General features: G+C 49.8%; 14 protein-coding genes. 13 read left to right on the top strand and 1 reads right to left on the bottom strand.

The window, feature by feature from the left end; all coding sequences use genetic code 11:
• Window positions 1-27: 27 nt before the first annotated feature.
• The 6 genes from clpP to E8L90_RS13945 all read left to right on the top strand — a co-directional run bounded on the left by clpP (window position 28) and on the right by E8L90_RS13945 (window position 8,412).
• Window positions 28-609 (top strand): ATP-dependent Clp endopeptidase proteolytic subunit ClpP, encoded by a 582-nt coding sequence (clpP, locus tag E8L90_RS13970; RefSeq protein ID WP_007722241.1) that lies wholly within the window; start codon window positions 28-30, stop codon window positions 607-609.
• 20 nt (window positions 610-629) lie between these two features.
• Window positions 630-1,895 (top strand): ATP-dependent protease ATP-binding subunit ClpX, encoded by a 1,266-nt coding sequence (clpX, locus tag E8L90_RS13965; protein ID WP_012685515.1) that lies wholly within the window; start codon window positions 630-632, stop codon window positions 1,893-1,895.
• A 197-nt stretch (window positions 1,896-2,092) separates the two neighbouring features.
• Window positions 2,093-3,790 (top strand): ATP-dependent protease LonB, encoded by a 1,698-nt coding sequence (gene lonB / locus E8L90_RS13960; RefSeq protein WP_137029911.1) that lies wholly within the window; start codon window positions 2,093-2,095, stop codon window positions 3,788-3,790.
• 246 nt (window positions 3,791-4,036) lie between these two features.
• Window positions 4,037-6,376, top strand: a complete 2,340-nt coding sequence (gene lon, locus E8L90_RS13955; protein WP_137029910.1) for an endopeptidase La — start codon at window positions 4,037-4,039, stop codon at window positions 6,374-6,376.
• Complete coding sequence (gene yihA, locus E8L90_RS13950) at window positions 6,373-7,020, top strand: ribosome biogenesis GTP-binding protein YihA/YsxC (protein WP_137029909.1); 648 nt, start codon at window positions 6,373-6,375, stop codon at window positions 7,018-7,020. The genes lon and yihA overlap by 4 nt, the downstream gene beginning before the upstream one ends.
• Before the next feature lie 39 nt (window positions 7,021-7,059).
• Window positions 7,060-8,412 (top strand): protein O-GlcNAcase, encoded by a 1,353-nt coding sequence (locus E8L90_RS13945; RefSeq protein WP_137029908.1) that lies wholly within the window; start codon window positions 7,060-7,062, stop codon window positions 8,410-8,412.
• A 49-nt stretch (window positions 8,413-8,461) separates the two neighbouring features.
• Here the strand turns inward: E8L90_RS13945 and E8L90_RS13940 are convergent, their stop codons facing one another.
• Complete coding sequence (locus E8L90_RS13940; protein WP_341870809.1) at window positions 8,462-9,403, bottom strand: DMT family transporter; 942 nt, start codon at window positions 9,401-9,403, stop codon at window positions 8,462-8,464.
• A gap of 233 nt (window positions 9,404-9,636) precedes the next feature.
• Here E8L90_RS13940 and hemA point away from each other — a divergent pair, with 233 nt between their 5' ends.
• From hemA to E8L90_RS13905, 7 genes are all read left to right on the top strand, one after another.
• The gene (gene hemA, locus E8L90_RS13935) at window positions 9,637-11,001 is read left to right on the top strand and encodes a glutamyl-tRNA reductase (protein ID WP_137029906.1); all 1,365 of its coding nucleotides are present in this window, start codon (window positions 9,637-9,639) and stop codon (window positions 10,999-11,001) included.
• Between the two features lie 242 nt (window positions 11,002-11,243).
• Window positions 11,244-12,062: a cytochrome C assembly family protein gene (locus E8L90_RS13930; protein WP_137029905.1), complete on the top strand. Its 819-nt coding sequence runs from the start codon at window positions 11,244-11,246 to the stop codon at window positions 12,060-12,062.
• Window positions 12,063-12,086: 24 nt separating this feature from the next.
• A complete protein-coding gene (gene hemC / locus E8L90_RS13925) occupies window positions 12,087-13,016 on the top strand; it encodes a hydroxymethylbilane synthase (protein WP_137029904.1) in 930 nt (309 codons plus the stop codon).
• Window positions 13,013-13,825 (top strand): uroporphyrinogen-III synthase, encoded by an 813-nt coding sequence (locus E8L90_RS13920; RefSeq protein WP_137029903.1) that lies wholly within the window; start codon window positions 13,013-13,015, stop codon window positions 13,823-13,825. The genes hemC and E8L90_RS13920 overlap by 4 nt, the downstream gene beginning before the upstream one ends.
• Window positions 13,809-14,783, top strand: coding sequence for a porphobilinogen synthase (gene hemB, locus E8L90_RS13915; protein ID WP_137029902.1), 975 nt, complete (start codon window positions 13,809-13,811; stop codon window positions 14,781-14,783). Before E8L90_RS13920 ends, hemB begins: the two co-directional genes overlap by 17 nt.
• A 7-nt stretch (window positions 14,784-14,790) precedes the next feature.
• Window positions 14,791-16,080: a glutamate-1-semialdehyde 2,1-aminomutase gene (gene hemL, locus E8L90_RS13910; RefSeq protein ID WP_137029901.1), complete on the top strand. Its 1,290-nt coding sequence runs from the start codon at window positions 14,791-14,793 to the stop codon at window positions 16,078-16,080.
• Between the two features lie 112 nt (window positions 16,081-16,192).
• Window positions 16,193-16,669, top strand: a complete 477-nt coding sequence (locus tag E8L90_RS13905; RefSeq protein ID WP_137029900.1) for a GyrI-like domain-containing protein — start codon at window positions 16,193-16,195, stop codon at window positions 16,667-16,669.
• Window positions 16,670-16,688: the final 19 nt, after the last annotated feature.

The raw sequence follows: 16,688 nt of genomic DNA, 5'->3' as shown, positions 1-16,688 counted from the left end.
TTTTTCGGCAAAGGAGGAAAATACATAATGCTAATCCCTATGGTCATCGAGCAAACAAGCAGGGGCGAGCGCTCCTACGATATTTACTCGCGCCTCCTGAAAGACCGGATTATTCTCTTGGGCACCGAAATTGATGATGAAATCGCCAATTTGGTAGTTGCTCAGCTGCTTTTCTTGCAGGCAGAAGATCCGGACAAAGACATATCGCTATACATAAACTCTCCAGGTGGTTCTGTTACAGCAGGAATGGCCATCTATGACACCATGCAGTACATCAAACCGGATGTGTCCACGATTTGTGTGGGCATGGCTGCCAGCATGGGTGCGTTCCTGTTGGCTGCTGGTGCAAAAGGCAAGCGCTTCGCTCTTCCAAATGCGGAAGTGATGATTCACCAACCGCTCGGCGGTGTGCGTGGGCAAGCAGAAGACATCCGCATTCATGCGGAATGGATTATGAAAACGAAGCGCCAGCTGAATGAGATTTTGTCTGAGCGGACAGGTCAGCCTTATGAACGTGTAGAGCAAGATACAGACCGCGACAATTTCATGAGCGCAGAAGAAGCAAAGGCCTACGGATTGATTGACTCTATTATCGAACGCAAAAACTGACCCGTTGTGAGGTGAAGCGCATGTTTAAGTTTAACGACGACAAAGGCCAACTGAAGTGTTCCTTCTGCGGCAAGTCCCAGGAACAGGTGCGCAAGCTGGTAGCTGGTCCTGGTGTTTACATTTGTGACGAATGTATCGAACTGTGCAATGAGATTGTACAGGAAGAACTGGGCACTGAAGAAGAAATCGATATGAAAGAAATTCCAAAGCCAGTGGAAATTCGCAAAATCTTGGACGACTATGTCATCGGTCAAGATATGGCGAAGAAATCCTTGTCTGTAGCGGTGTACAACCACTACAAACGGATTAATTCCGGGGCGAAGATCGAGGATGTGGAGCTGCAAAAATCCAACATCATGCTGATCGGTCCGACTGGTAGCGGGAAAACGTTGCTCGCGCAAACATTGGCGCGCATTCTGAATGTACCTTTCGCAATTGCGGACGCAACTTCTCTGACAGAAGCAGGCTATGTGGGCGAAGACGTTGAAAATATCTTGCTCAAGCTCATCCAAGCTGCTGACTATGATGTGGAGAAGGCTGAAAAAGGAATCATTTACATCGACGAGATTGATAAGGTAGCCCGCAAATCGGAAAACCCATCCATCACGCGTGATGTATCTGGTGAAGGTGTTCAGCAAGCGCTCTTGAAAATTTTGGAGGGTACTGTTGCAAGTGTTCCACCACAAGGCGGACGCAAGCATCCTCACCAAGAGTTCATCCAAATCGACACGTCGAACATTTTGTTCATCTGCGGCGGTGCATTTGATGGCGTCGAGCAGATTATCAAGCGTCGTTTGGGTAAAAAAGTCATCGGTTTCGGTGCAGACTTCGGCGATGGCGTAAAAGGCGATCTGAAAGCCGGAGAATACCTGAAATACATTTTGCCGGAAGACCTGTTGAAATTTGGTCTGATTCCGGAGTTCGTCGGTCGTTTGCCAGTGCTGGCTACCTTGGAGCCGCTGGATGAGGAGACGCTCGTGCGTATCCTGACTGAGCCGAAAAACTCTTTGGTGAAACAGTACCAAAAACTGCTGAGTCTCGACGGTGTTGAGCTGGAGTTCGATAACGGTGCGCTGCTGCAAATCGCCAAAGAAGCGATTAAGCGCAACACTGGTGCGCGCGGACTGCGTGCGATTATCGAACAAATCATGCTCGATATGATGTATGAGCTTCCTTCCAGAGAAGACGTCAACAAGTGTGTCATTACTGAAGAAACGGTACGCGACAAAGTGAAGCCGCAACTGTTGACCAAAGAAGGTCAGGAATTGCACGAAGAAACAGCATAAGCATTGTCTGCACAAACCATCTCGTTATCGGCGAGGTGGTTTTTTTGTTGGTGGTTTACGTCTACGCTTGCGGGGCAATACTACTTGATATCGTTCAAGAGAAGCTTTACATATGCACAAAACGGTCATGAACGTGTTCCTTTTTCTTCGGGGGACCAAAGTTGACCGCAAGCGAAGACGCATGGGAGGGACTGCATATGGACTATACGACATTGGTCATTGCTGTCATTGAAGTGGTTGTTGGTATCGTGATCGGCACCTACTTTTGGAACTTACTGCGAGCGCAGAGAAACACGAAAACCTCAACCGAAAAGGAATCGCGCAAGGATCTTGATTCCATTCGCAAAATGAGAATGGTTGCGTTGACAGAACCTCTGTCAGAGAGAACAAGACCAGCGACTTTGGGAGAAATTGTAGGACAAGAAGATGGGCTTCGCGCGTTGCGTGCCGCTTTGTGTGGTCCCAACCCGCAGCATGTCATTATTTATGGACCACCTGGTGTAGGCAAGACCGCAGCGGCTAGGGTCGTGCTGGAAGAAGCGAAGAAAAATCAGCTATCGCCGTTTTCTTCTGATGCCAAGTTTATTGAAATCGATGCGACGATCGCTCGTTTTGATGAGCGCGGGATTGCTGACCCGTTAATCGGCTCTGTACATGATCCGATTTATCAAGGGGCAGGCTCGCTTGGGCAGGCGGGGATTCCGCAGCCAAAGCCAGGCGCTGTGACGAAAGCCCACGGTGGCATGCTGTTTCTTGATGAAATAGGGGAACTTCATCCTATTCAAATGAATAAGTTACTAAAGGTTCTCGAAGACCGCAAAGTCATGCTGGAGAGTGCTTACTACAGCGAGGAAAATAACCAAATTCCTTCGCATATTCATGACGTATTCAAATACGGTTTGCCCGCCGACTTTCGTCTAGTTGGAGCGACGACGAGGTTGCCAGAGGAACTGCCTGCTGCGCTTCGTTCCCGTTGTTTGGAAATCTTTTTCCGCCCATTGAAGGCCGGAGAAATTGGGAGTATCGTGCGTACGGCCGTGCCTAAAATGAATATGAATATAGAAGACAGCGCTGTTTCCGTGATCGAGCGCTACGCGACCAATGGACGTGAAGCGATCAATACACTGCAAATCGCTGCGGGAATTGCCTTGACTGAAGAACGCCAAGACATCCAGGCTGCCGATGTGGAATGGGTGATGCATAGCAGTCAAAAATCGCCTCGTCCCGAAAAGCAGGTGCATGATACACCGCAGGTCGGTTTGGTCAACGGTCTTGCTGTGTACGGTCCGAATATGGGCAGTGTGATGGAGCTTGAAGTGACTGCTTCACCCACCGCTGTTCCAGGTCAAGGCCGAATGGCGATGACAGGAATGGTCGAAGAAGAGGAAATGGGCAGCCGCAGCCGGACGATTCGCCGAAAGTCGATGGCAAAAGGCTCGATCGAAAACGTTTTGACTGTCCTGAACAGAATGGGCGTCCGCCCGTATGATTATGATCTGCATATCAATTTTCCGGGAGGCATCCCTGTCGATGGACCTTCTGCGGGGATTACCATTGCCACTGCGATCTACTCGGCGATTTTGAATCAGCCTGTCGATAATTTGCTGGCTATGACGGGCGAAGTGAGTATTCATGGGAAGGTAAAACCGGTTGGGGGTGTAGTCGCGAAGGTAGAGGCTGCCAAACAAGCGGGAGCGACCAGAGTCCTCATTCCGCAGGAAAACTGGCAAAGCATTTTTGCAGACATGAAAGGGATCGAAATCATACCAGTGTCGACAGTCACTGAGGTAATCGAGCTAGCTGTACCACTAGCTGCCATGCAGGAAGAAGAGGCGACGGGATTTACTTTGCAAATCCCAGCAGAGGATCTCGCTTCCTCCCCGCTATCCCTGTAGCAGTCGGGTATGCTCGCGGATTAGACATCGGATTGTGTTTGCGCTACAATGGAAAAAAGCTTCTGCTTGCAAGAGCCTGAGGCCTTGCCCGGCCTGAAACGAGCTCCACAAAAAATGATGCGTATGATCTTTTTTGTCTCGTTTTTTGGGGCCGGGTGGGCGTTTGAAAAACGGCTTTGAGGGCCGTTTTTGTCTGTTATCAGGCTCTTTGTAAGAGGGTAGATCAACAAGGAGAGGTGCATCCGCTTGGGCGAACGTTCCGGTAAACGAGAATTACCGCTTCTCCCGTTGCGAGGATTGCTTGTGTATCCGACAATGGTACTCCATTTGGACGTTGGACGGGAAAAGTCCATCCGCGCATTGGAGCAAGCCATGGTAGACGATAACAAGATTTTGCTTGCGACACAGGAAGAGGTCCATATAGAAGAGCCAGATGCTGAGCAAATTTACAGTATTGGTACCGTTGCGCGCGTGAAACAAATGCTGAAGCTGCCGAATGGGACAATCCGTGTTTTGGTAGAAGGCTTGCAACGCGCGAAGATCGAGGAGTATCTTCAGCAGGAAGAGTATTTCGTCGTGTCGATTACATATTTGCAAGATGAAAAAACAGAGCAGAACGAAGTGGAAGCTTTAATGCGTTCCTTGCTGGGCCACTTTGAGCAGTACATCAAGCTGTCCAAAAAGGTTTCTCCAGAGTCGCTAACCTCTGTGCAGGACATTGAGGAACCGGGACGTTTGGCGGATGTGATTGCTTCGCATTTGCCGCTCAAGATGAAGGACAAACAAGAAATTTTGGAGACCACCAACATCAAGGAACGTCTCGAAATTCTTTTGGACATTTTGAACAACGAGCGCGAGGTACTTGAGCTGGAGCGCAAGATCGGCAACCGCGTGAAGAAACAGATGGAGCGCACGCAAAAGGAATATTACCTGCGCGAGCAAATGAAGGCTATCCAAAAAGAGCTGGGCGACAAGGACGGACGTCAAGGTGAAGTAGATGAGCTGCGTGCACAGCTCGAAAAGTCGGACGCTCCAGAGCGGATCAAGGTGAAGATCGAGAAGGAGCTCGAGCGTCTGGAAAAGATGCCGGCGACTTCTGCGGAAGGCTCGGTCATCCGCACGTATATCGATACCTTGTTTGCGCTGCCGTGGACGAAGACGACAGAAGACAATCTGGATATTCATCATGCACAGCAAGTTCTCGATGAAGATCATTACGGCCTGGATAAACCAAAAGAGCGCGTTTTGGAGTATTTGGCAGTACAAAAGCTGGTAAACTCCATGCGTGGACCGATCCTTTGTCTGGTAGGTCCTCCGGGTGTCGGGAAAACATCTCTGGCCCGTTCTGTAGCACGTGCAATCGGGCGTGAATTCGTTCGCATTTCCTTGGGTGGAGTACGCGATGAAGCAGAAATTCGCGGACACCGCCGCACGTATGTAGGTGCTCTTCCAGGGCGAATCATACAAGGAATGAAGCAAGCCGGTACGGTTAATCCTGTCTTTTTGCTGGATGAGATCGACAAGCTCGCGTCCGATTTCCGTGGAGACCCTGCGTCTGCCCTGCTCGAAGTACTCGATCCAAACCAAAATGATAAATTCAGTGATCACTATATCGAAGAGACTTATGATTTGACGAACGTGATGTTTATTACGACCGCAAACAGTCTTGATACGATTCCGCGCCCGCTCTTGGACCGGATGGAGGTCATCTCGATTTCCAGCTATACCGAACTGGAAAAGCTGAACATTTTGCGTGATTACCTCTTGCCGAAGCAAATGCAGGATCACGGCCTGGGCAAAGATAAGCTGAAAATGAACGACGACGCGATGCTGAAGCTCGTTCGTTTGTACACGCGGGAAGCGGGAGTTCGCAACCTCAATCGCGAAGCAGCCAACGTATGCCGCAAAGCTGCCAAGCTAATCGTGAGCGGTGAGAAGAAGCGTGTCGTAGTTACAGTAAAGACGTTGGAGACATTGCTCGGCAAACCGCGCTACCGCTATGGACTGGCGGAGAAAAAAGATCAAGTCGGCTCCGTTACGGGTCTGGCTTGGACACAAGCAGGCGGAGATACGCTGAATGTAGAAGTCAGCATTCTGCCTGGAAAAGGAAAGCTCACCCTGACAGGGAAACTGGGTGAGGTCATGAAGGAATCTGCGCAGGCTGCTTTCAGCTATATTCGCTCCCATGCAGATCAGTGGGGAATTGATCCTTCCTTCCACGAGAAGAACGACATTCACATCCACTTTCCAGAAGGGGCGATTCCAAAAGACGGTCCGTCTGCTGGGATTACGATGGCAACCGCACTCGTATCCGCCCTCACGAAAATCCCTGTGAAAAAAGAAGTGGGGATGACCGGGGAGATTACATTGCGAGGTCGGGTACTGCCAATTGGCGGGCTGAAAGAAAAGTGCATGTCCGCTCACCGTGCAGGTTTAACCACGATCATTTTGCCAAAAGACAACGAGAAGGATATCGAGGATATCCCGGAGAGCGTACGCGGTGAACTGACATTCTATCCAGTTGACCATTTAGATGAAGTGCTGCGTCACGCGCTAACTAAACAGCCAGTAGGTGACAAAGCATGAAAGTAACATCATCAGAGTTTATTATCAGCGCGGTTGGACCGAAGCAATATCCGACGGATGGTCTCCATGAGATCGCGCTGGTAGGACGTTCCAACGTAGGAAAATCATCATTGCTCAATAAAATGATGAACCGCAAAGGGCTTGCCCGGATCAGTTCTCGTCCGGGTAAAACCCAGACATTGAACTATTTCCGTGTCAATCAAATGCTCTACTTCGTTGACTTCCCGGGTTATGGGTATGCAAAGGTAGCGAAATCGATCAAGGAACAATGGGGAAAAATGATCGAGGGTTATTTGAAAAACCGGAATGAGCTTCGCTTCATTATTCAACTGGTCGATATTCGCCATGCTCCGAGTAAAGACGATGTTGCGATGTACGATTGGTGCAAGCAAATCGGGATTCCTACCGTTGTCGTGGCGACGAAAGGTGATAAAATCGCTCGCGGGCGTTGGCTACAGCATACGAAGATCATCCGTCAAAGCCTGAATTTGCGCGGGGATGATACGATCATTGTATTTTCCTCGGAGACAGGTCAAGGCAAGGATGAACTGTGGGCAGAAATCATGCGTCGTATCCGTGCTGGCGAGGAAATGGCCAAGGAGACGGCTGCTAGGGCAGAAGAGATTGCTCCAGCCAGTGAGTAATTCTTAGACCCAATTCGTCGTGGGGAAGGGAGCATCTAAGTGAGCGGGAGTGCTTGCTTTGCTGTACGTGGTGTGATCGAAGGCTTCTATGGAACACCTTGGACACATGAAGAGCGGCTGGATATGATCGACTTTTTACACCGACATGATTACAACGCGTATTTCTACGCCCCAAAAGATGACGAGTATCTGCGGGAACGCTGGATGGAGCCGCTTCCTGCGAAAGCTAATCAACAGTTAGATGAGCTGATCCAGCGGGCAAAGACTCGCAACATGCGGTTTATTTATTGCCTGGGTCCTGGACTCAGCATGGAATATACAAATCCTCAGCACTTGGAGCTGTTGGGCAGGAAGTATCGGGATTTGTATGATCGTGGTGTGCGTTACTTTGCACTATTGTTCGATGATATCCCTATGCATCTATTGCATGAGAAGGATGTAGCCGAGTTTGCCCATTTGGCGGAGGCGCATGCCTATACGACGCTTTATGTGTGGGATTTGATACGGAGCTGGGGCGATCAGGTCAAGCTGGTTGTCTGTCCTACACAATACAACGGGATTGGAAAAGAAGCGTACATCATGTACCTCGGCCAGCATTTGCCGCCAGAAATCGATTTGTTCTGGACGGGACGATTCGTTTGCTCGCCCTACCTGACGGACGGCGATGCGATTCGCTTTCATGAGTACACGGGTCATCAGCCATTTTATTGGGACAACTACCCTGTGAATGATTTGGCTATGGCGAGCGAACTACATATCGGTCCATTACGTCACCGAGACCCTGACTTGTGGCAATACGCAGCAGGCTATGTGGCGAATGCGATGTCTAGACCAGAATGCTCGAAGATTCCTTTGATTACGACGGCGGCTTATTTGCGAGATCCGATCGGCTACGATCCTGATACGGTATGGAAACAAGCTGTAGAGGAAGTAGCGGGACAAAAGGATGCGGATGCTTTCTTCACCTTTGCGAATAACGTGCAAAGCTCATTTTTATGTGAGGTGGAATCGCCGCGATTGCTAGAAGAGATCCTGACCTTCCGCTTTCATTTTTTGCAGGGAGATCGGCAAAAAGCCATTGCTGATTTGGCGGCTCTTTTTCAGAAGATGGAAGCGGCGGCTGACAAGCTGTTGGCAGGGATGACGAATCAGAAGCTTGCAGAAGAAACGAGGCCGTGGGTGGAGAAGTTTCATCTGTGGACCAAGGTCGGTCTGTCGGCAGTCGCTCTCATTGATCATGGGACAAGAGGGCGACTTCCACAAGCAGCGTATCATTTGCTCCGCCTCAAACGGTGGCTCAAACGAACAGAGCGTTACCCGCAAGAAGTGTGTGGACCGGTCATGCAGCTTTTTGTGGATGCCGTCATGCTAGAAGTTAAGAAGAGCTCATAAAAAAGGTTCCTTTCCCGCAGGGGAGAAGGAACCTTTTTTGCTTTTCGCATTAGGCGGATTCACGACCGTCATTTGGCTTTCTCTGACGGAAATTCCGCACCCATTCTTGAATCGGCAGCTCAGCGAGAATCATGCCGGTGAAAATCAGGAGACATCCGGTTAATTGCCTTCCACTCAGTACTTCATGAATAAAGATGTACGAGGTGACTGCCGCAAATACGGGCTCCAAAGCGAAAATGAGAGCGACCCGCGTCGAGCTGGTTTGTTTTTGCAAGGCTGTCTGCGCGAGAAAGGCCAGTGCCGTGGCGAAAATAGAAGTGACGATCAAACCAAAGGCAACCTCGGGTATGAACAAGATCGCCGGATCAAAAGCGCGACTCCAATCCTCAAAGAAAAAGGCGTACAGCCAGCTCATCATAGCTACTGTGCCTAACTGCGTGATAGCAAGGGGCAATGCTGCAAAACGAGGTGCGTATTTGCCGGTAGAGACGATTTGCATGGCGAAGCAGATTGCGGCGACGAAGATCAGGGCATCACCGAGATTAAAGGAGAATGATTGGTTCTGCGTCAGCAAATACAAGCCGAATGCTGCCAGAATCACACCGACGATAGCGAAAGGCTTCACGCGCTCACGCAAGAGCAAAAAGGAGAAGAGCGGCACCAATACGACGGCTAATCCAGTGATAAAGCCAGCTTTGGACGGCGAAGTATACAATAGTCCTACGGTCTGCAAGGCGTAGCCCAGACAGAGCCAAAAACCGAGGATTGCGCCTGCACGAAGCAGTGGTCCTCTCCATTCAGAGGTATGCTGACGATGACGATTGCGGATGAAATAGATGACCAATAAAAATAACGCAGCTATGGTAAAACGAACAGCGTTAAACGTATTGGGAGGCAGCGATGCGATTGCCTGCTGTACGATCAAAAACGTAGTTCCCCAGATAACTGCGACGAGGACTAGCGTTATGTCTGCCATCCAAGGTTTTCTCAAAGCTTCTTTCCTCTCCTTTCTGACATTTTCACAATTTTTCTTCTGTTTTCATGTATAGCCGACATCATAAGGGATTCCCTGAAGGAACGCAAGCGGATTATATAGGATGTACGCAAAGTGCGCTCCGTTAATAAACTTTTCACAATTACTCCTATCCGATTCGGGACATAATGATATAATAATAGTGCATTTTACATATGCCGCTAACAGGTTTGCTATTCTGGGAGGACATTATGGATATTCTTTTGCTGGGTCTAAACTATAAAACAGCTCCTGTCGAAATTCGCGAAAAGTTTACATTCAGCGACGATGGGACAGCACGCGCTCTTCATCTCCTCTCCCAGACGAAGAGTATCGCAGAATGTATCATACTGGGAACGTGCAACCGGACGGAGATTTACGTCGTTTGCGACCAGGCGAATATTGGCCGAGACTATACCCGCCGTTTTTTGGCTGAATGGTTCGGCGTGGAGAAAGAACAATTTAAGGATCATCTCTATATAAAAGAGAACGAACAGGCAATCGAGCACTTGTTCCGCGTCTCTTCCGGTCTTGATTCGATGGTAATGGGAGAAACACAAATCCTCGGACAAGTCCGTGATGCGTTCCTGTTAGCGCAGGAGCTTCAAACGACAGGGACTGTCTTCAACACCTTGTTCAAGCAAGCGATTACGTTCGCCAAGCGTGCCCATACAGAGACAGCGATTGGGCAAAATGCGGTTTCTGTCAGCTACGCTGCTGTCGAGCTGGGGAAAAAGATTTTCGGTTCCTTCGCAGGGAAGTCTGTCCTGATCGTCGGAGCGGGCAAAATGAGCGAGCTGACCGCCAAACATCTGCACGCAAACGGATCGGAACGTGTCATGGTAGCGAATCGTACATTAGAGCGAGCGCAGCTTTTGGCAGAAAAGTTCAAGGGTGACTCCTGTACGATGGAGCAGCTGCCAGAGGCACTGCTCACAGCAGACATCGTCATCAGCTCGACCGGAGCGACAGGTTATGTCCTCGGCAAAAAAGAACTGGCTCCGATCATGAAACAACGAAAGCATCGTCCGTTGTTCATGGTGGATATCGCAGTTCCTCGCGACCTGAATCCTGACTTGCATGATCTTGATAACGTATTTTTATATGATATTGACGATCTGGAAGGAATCGTTGCGAGTAATGTTGCGGAACGTTCTCGTGAAGCGGAACGTCTGGATGTTATGATTCAAGAAGAGATCGTGGCATTCACGACCTGGTACCAGACGCTTGGCGTAGCACCACTCATCGCTGCACTGCGTGACAAGGCAAACACGATCCAAAGCGAAGCGATGCGAAAAATCGAAAACAAGCTGCCGAACCTGTCTGAGCGGGAGATGCACATCATCCGCAAGACAACCAAGGGCATTGTCAATCAACTGTTGCACGATCCGGTCGTGCGTTTAAAAGAAATGGCAGCTACCAAAGATGGGGAAGAAGTACTGGATATTTTCGAGAAAATGTTTGCGTTGGAGGAGATCCTGGAGCGAAAAGAACAGGAAGCAATCTGGGCTAACGATAAAAATAAACAGACATCTTCTTCTCGGGAGCAGGTATTGGCTTCCCGGTTCCCTGAATAAGCTGACCTAACAATCTATCTGCTACTAGAGGTTGTTCAAAAAGTCGTCTTTTGATCACGAAGTAGCTCAGAAAGCTAATTCCACATCGAATATGGCGTTCACCTCCGAAGTCCGGTGCTCATGTAGATTACCTACACTCCGCTCCTCCGTCGTTCGGTTCTCGCCATCTTCTCGGTGCTAAAAAGCCGACTTTTTGAACACGCACTGTTAGAAACCGATTGGGAAAGTGGGGGAGAGAGTGCATGGCCGAGGTGAGATGGATCTACGACTTGACGATCTTTCTCTACGCTGCAAGTGTTCTCTTCTATTTTAACGACTTCTTGCAAAGCAACCGGAAAGTCAATCGTCTGGCTTTCGGGTTGCTTGTTGTCGTTTGGGCCTTGCAAACCGCATTTTTTGTCTCGCAAGCAGTCATGAAGGGGTATTTTCCAGTCATTACGCTGTTTGAGACGCTATTTTTTTATTCATGGGTGCTGGTAGGCTTGTCGCTTGCTATTCACTATTTTTTTCGGATTGATTTGCTGGTTTTTTTTACTAATATTATCGGGTTTGTCGTGCTCGTCATGTCGATGTTTTTGCCGGAAACGCCGATTGAGGCTGTATCGAGTATTTTGACCTCTGAGCTATTGCTGACACATGTGACACTGGCCATGTTCAGTTACGGGGCTTTCTCGCTCTCCATGATCTTCTCGGCCATGTACTTGCTCCAGCACAAAATGCTCAAGGGAAGACGCTGGTCGCCGTTGCTCAGGCGTTTGCCTAGCCTTGATAAATTGGAGGGCTACGCGTACCGAATGAACATGCTGGGTGTACCGATGCTCTTGCTCTCGATTGTATTAGGGATCATTTGGGGTAAAATGGTTTTGCCGGAGAAATTTCTGCTAGATTCAAAAGTAGTGCTCTCCGTGCTGGTCGTTGCGATTTATTCGTTGTGGCTGTACCAACGCTATCGGGATACGATGCAGATGCGCAGACTCGCGCAGTGGAACGTCGTGGCGTTTTTGTTACTGCTTATTAATTTTTTAGGCTTCACTACTTCTACATTTCACGACTGGTGGTAGGAGCTGTTCATCAAGGAGGCTGTCATGGGAAAATGGAAAGTGGGAACGCGTCGCAGCAAATTGGCGCTCACCCAAACGAAGTGGGTCGTAGATAAACTGAAGGGGTTCGCACCTGAAGCTGATTTTGAATTGCATGAAATCGTGACAAAAGGCGATCGGATCCTCGATGTGACCTTGTCCAAAGTAGGCGGAAAAGGATTGTTTGTCAAAGAAATCGAGCAATCCTTGTTCGATAAGGAAACCGATTTTGCGGTACACAGCTTGAAGGATATGCCGGCTGAATTGCCAGAGGGCTTGGTAATTGGCGCGATTCCGAAGCGTGTTGATCCTCGAGATGTCCTGCTTTCCAAGGACGGCAAGACGTTGGATGAATTGCCACAAGGAGCTTTGGTAGGAACCAGTAGCTTGCGCCGTTCTTCACAAATTCTCGCACATCGCCCTGACATTCAGATCGAATCTCTGCGTGGAAATATTGATACGCGCATGCGCAAGCTTGAGGAAGGGAATTTTGATGCGATCATCCTCGCTGCGGCTGGGCTTGAGCGCGTGAATTTTGAAGGGAACATCTCACAGTTCCTGCCTGTTGAAATCAGCTTGCCAGCAGTCGGTCAAGGTGCGCTTGCCATCGAATGCCGTGCAGACGATGAGGAGACACTCGCTCTTTTGAAGCAGTTTGATGACGCACCGACGCGTTTGGCGGTAACGGCAGAGCGCAGCTTCCTGCATAAACTCCAAGGAGGCTGTCAGGTGCCGATTGGCGCATATGCGACAGTTGGTGAGAACAATGAAATTACTTTGACAGGTATGGTTGGCTCCCCAGATGGGAAGCAAATGTTCAAAAACACGGCGACCGGTCAAGATCCGTTAACGCTGGGAATTCAAGTGGCGGAAGCTCTTCTGGCGCAAGGAGCGGGAGACGTACTTGCGCAAGTATTGCGGGAGAATGAGCAATGATTGCCCACGGATCGCACAAGCCGCTGACTGGCAAGTGCATCATGGTCACGCGGGCAAGAAGTCAAGTTTGCGAGCTCGTTGAGCATATCGAGCGGTTAGGTGGGGAAGCGTACGCATTTCCCCTGTTAAAAATGATGCCGCCGACGGACACAGCCAAGCTCGACGAAGCCATCACCCAGTTGCCAACATACGACTGGGTGGTCTTCACGAGTGTGAATGGTGTACGCTTTTTCTTGGAGCGCATGCGCGAGGTCGGGGTAGGACTCGAAGCGTTCACTGGCAAAATTGCTGCGGTCGGTCCGAAGACGGCAAAGGCGCTTGAGCATCACGGGCTCGAAGTAGCTGTCATCCCGTCTGATTACGTGGCGGAGGGCTTGCTGTCGAGCTTGTATGATCAGTTGCTTCCTGGTCAGCGCGTTCTGCTGCCTCGTGCAGATATTGCCCGCAAGGCACTGCCAAAGGAGTTGGCTCGGTTGGGGCTTCTCGTGACAGAGGTAGACGTGTATCACACTGTCATTGATGCGAAGCAGGCTCCAGACGCAGCGGAAAAGCTACAGCAAGGTCTCATCGATATCATCTTGTTTACTAGCTCTTCAACGGTGACGCATTTCATGGCAGCGATGGAGTCTTATGCATCGTTAGACTGGCTCAAGCACGTTCAGATAGCCTGTATCGGGCCAATAACGGCAGATACAGCAAAACAAAACGGGCTTTCTGTTCATGTGGTAGCGAGTGAGTACACCGTGGAAGGCTTACTAGCAGCTATCATAGAGAATCTGGGAGGGAATCGACATGGCACAAACATTTGACCGTCATCGCCGTCTTCGCAAAAGCGCGGCTATGCGCAATCTGGTGCGGGAGAACCACGTACGGGTGGAAGACTTGATTTATCCGTTGTTCGTGGTGGAAGGAACGGGTATTAAGAATGAGATTCCGTCCATGCCAGGCGTGTATCAGCTCTCCTTGGACACACTGGCTGAAGAGATGAAAGAAATCGAAGCTCTGGGAATTCAAGCTGTTTTGATGTTTGGGGTACCAACACATAAAGACGCATGTGGAACAGAGGCGTACAATGATGATGCGATTACCCAGCAGGCGATGCGTCTGATCAAGGAAGCCCATCCAGAAATGATTGTGATTGCAGATACATGCCTGTGTGAATACACCGATCATGGTCACTGTGGTGTCATTCACGAAGGCGAGGTCATGAATGACGAAACATTGAAGCTTTTGGGTCAGACCGCCGTTTCCCAGGCAAAAGCGGGAGCAGATATTATTGCACCGTCCAACATGATGGACGGTTTCGTGGTGGCAATCCGTGAAGCTTTGGACGAGGCTGGTTTTGAGCACATTCCGATCATGTCCTATGCGGTGAAATACGCTTCTGCCTTCTACGGTCCGTTCCGCGATGCGGCAGGTTCGACTCCACAATTCGGCGATCGCAAAAGCTACCAAATGGACGCGTCCAATGCACGTGAAGGTCTGCGCGAGGCAGCTTCCGATGTAAAAGAAGGCGCGGACTTCTTGATCGTGAAGCCAGGTCTTGCCTTCATGGACATGGTTCTTCGCCTGCGTGAGAACTTCAACCTGCCGATCGTGGCTTACAATGTGAGTGCCGAGTATTCCATGGTCAAAGCAGCAGCTCTGAATGGCTGGATTGATGAAGAGCGTATCGTCATGGAAACATTGGTAGGCTTCAAGCGCGCAGGCGCAGATTTGATTATTACGTATCATGCAAAAGATGTTGCAAAATGGCTGGCGAGGTGAGCACGAGATGAATAGAGAAAAATCTACTCAGTTATTTGCAGAAGCACAGCATTACATACCAGGCGGAGTAAACAGTCCGGTTCGTGCCTTTAAAAGCGTTGGAGGCAATCCTGTTTACATTGCAAAAGGAGAAGGCTCCCGCATTTTTGATGTGGATGGAAACTGCTACATTGACTACATCGGCTCGTGGGGTCCATTGATCTTGGGTCATGCGCATCCGCGTGTCCTTGCAGCGATTACGGAAGTCGCTGCGCTTGGAACCAGCTTCGGAGCACCAACTGAGCGGGAAACAGAAATGGCAAAGCTCGTTTGTGAGATTGTGCCATCTGTAGAAGTCGTACGCATGGTGAACTCCGGTACAGAGGCAACGATGAGCGCTCTTCGCCTCGCGCGTGGCTTTACCAAACGCAACAAAATCATGAAGTTCGAAGGCTGCTACCATGGTCATGCCGATAGCCTATTGATCAAAGCTGGTTCCGGTGTGGCTACACTAGGGCTTCCAGACAGCCCAGGCGTACCAGAAGGAACCGCACATAACACAATTACGGTTCCTTACAATGATCTGGAAAGCGTCAAACTGGCATTTGAAGCGTTTGGCGATGATCTGGCAGCAGTTATTGTGGAGCCAATCGGCGGCAACATGGGGGTTGTTCCTCCACAGCCAGGCTTCCTTGAAGGACTGCGTGAAATTACGGAGAAACATGGTACACTGCTCATCTTCGATGAAGTCATGACGGGCTTCCGTGTAGCTTTGGGCGGTGCACAAGAGCTGTACGGCATTACTCCGGATCTGACAACGATGGGGAAAGTCATCGGCGGTGGCTTGCCAGTAGGTGCATATGGCGGTAAACGTGAGATCATGCAGCAAGTGGCTCCAGCAGGACCAATCTATCAGGCAGGTACGCTGTCAGGAAATCCTTTGGCGATGGCAGCAGGCTTGACTACCTTGCAAGAGCTCAGCAAATCAGGTGCTTACGAGCGCTTGGAGAAGATGTCTGCTCGTTTGGCTGAAGGCTTGGCTGACAATGCCAAGAAGCTGGGCATTCCGCACACGCTCAATCGCGTAGGCTCCATGGTTTGCCTGTTCTTCACAGAGACGCCGGTTATCAACTATGAAACAGCGAAAACATCCGATCTGGAGCGTTTCTCGGCATACTTTAGCTATCTGCTGGAGGAAGGTGTCATGATCCCGCCGTCCCAGTTTGAGGGTATGTTCGTTTCCTTGGCTCATACAGATGAAGATATCGAACGGACGATTGAAGTAAGCTACAAAGCGATGAAAAAAGCGTTTGAATAAAGAAGGAAGCACTTCCTTGCTGATGCGGGAGGTGCTTTTTTTTTGCTTTTTGCAGGATTTTTCCACCCCCTGTCAAAATACGAAGGAAAATGCAGATGAATGAGGTGGAGAGATGGAAGGGACGATTGTTCACGTGCCGCAAAAGCATCTGATTGGGCTTAGCTTCTCTGGTTCGTTTCCGATGCTTGTGGAATGCATGCCCAAACTGTGGGAGACTTTTTTGAAGCGTCAGCATGAGATTCCTCTCGTGATTTCACCGGATGTTCGTTACGACATCAGCGACGAGAATCGGACGTACCAAATGTATACCGAGTACATTGTGGTGGAAGTAGAGCGTTTCGACCATATTCCTGCGGGCATGGTCGGGTTCACGATCCCAGCGAAGACATACGCCCGGTTTACCCACACAGGACCGATGGAACAGGTCCAAAGCACATACCACGGCCTGTTTGGCTGGCTTAACGAGAATGGCCATCAAGTGGACGAGCGAGCTCTTCGCATGGAGCGCTATGATGAGCGGTACGTTCCATCTGTGCATGAGTCTGTTCGGGCCGACAATACGTATGAAATTTTTATCCCGCTCCGGTAAAAAACAAGAAAACAACACC

Origin of the sequence: Brevibacillus antibioticus (assembly GCF_005217615.1) — a bacterium.
GTDB classification, from domain to species: Bacteria; Bacillota; Bacilli; order Brevibacillales; family Brevibacillaceae; genus Brevibacillus; species Brevibacillus antibioticus.
Note: the sequence above shows the minus strand (reverse complement) of the source record. Positions and strands in the feature narration are given on the sequence as shown.

Bases quoted from the DNA above. Each gene is read 5' to 3' on its own strand.
- hemA (WP_137029906.1), top strand. From the start codon at position 9,637: ATGGATATTCTTTTGCTGGGTCTAAACTATAAAACAGCTCCTGTCGAA.
- hemL (WP_137029901.1), top strand. From the start codon at position 14,791: ATGAATAGAGAAAAATCTACTCAGTTATTTGCAGAAGCACAGCATTAC.
- clpP (WP_007722241.1), top strand. From the start codon at position 28: ATGCTAATCCCTATGGTCATCGAGCAAACAAGCAGGGGCGAGCGCTCC.
- clpX (WP_012685515.1), top strand. From the start codon at position 630: ATGTTTAAGTTTAACGACGACAAAGGCCAACTGAAGTGTTCCTTCTGC.
- hemC (WP_137029904.1), top strand. From the start codon at position 12,087: ATGGGAAAATGGAAAGTGGGAACGCGTCGCAGCAAATTGGCGCTCACC.
- E8L90_RS13930 (WP_137029905.1), top strand. From the start codon at position 11,244: ATGGCCGAGGTGAGATGGATCTACGACTTGACGATCTTTCTCTACGCT.
- hemB (WP_137029902.1), top strand. From the start codon at position 13,809: ATGGCACAAACATTTGACCGTCATCGCCGTCTTCGCAAAAGCGCGGCT.
- E8L90_RS13920 (WP_137029903.1), top strand. From the start codon at position 13,013: ATGATTGCCCACGGATCGCACAAGCCGCTGACTGGCAAGTGCATCATG.
- E8L90_RS13905 (WP_137029900.1), top strand. From the start codon at position 16,193: ATGGAAGGGACGATTGTTCACGTGCCGCAAAAGCATCTGATTGGGCTT.
- yihA (WP_137029909.1), top strand. From the start codon at position 6,373: ATGAAAGTAACATCATCAGAGTTTATTATCAGCGCGGTTGGACCGAAG.
- lonB (WP_137029911.1), top strand. From the start codon at position 2,093: ATGGACTATACGACATTGGTCATTGCTGTCATTGAAGTGGTTGTTGGT.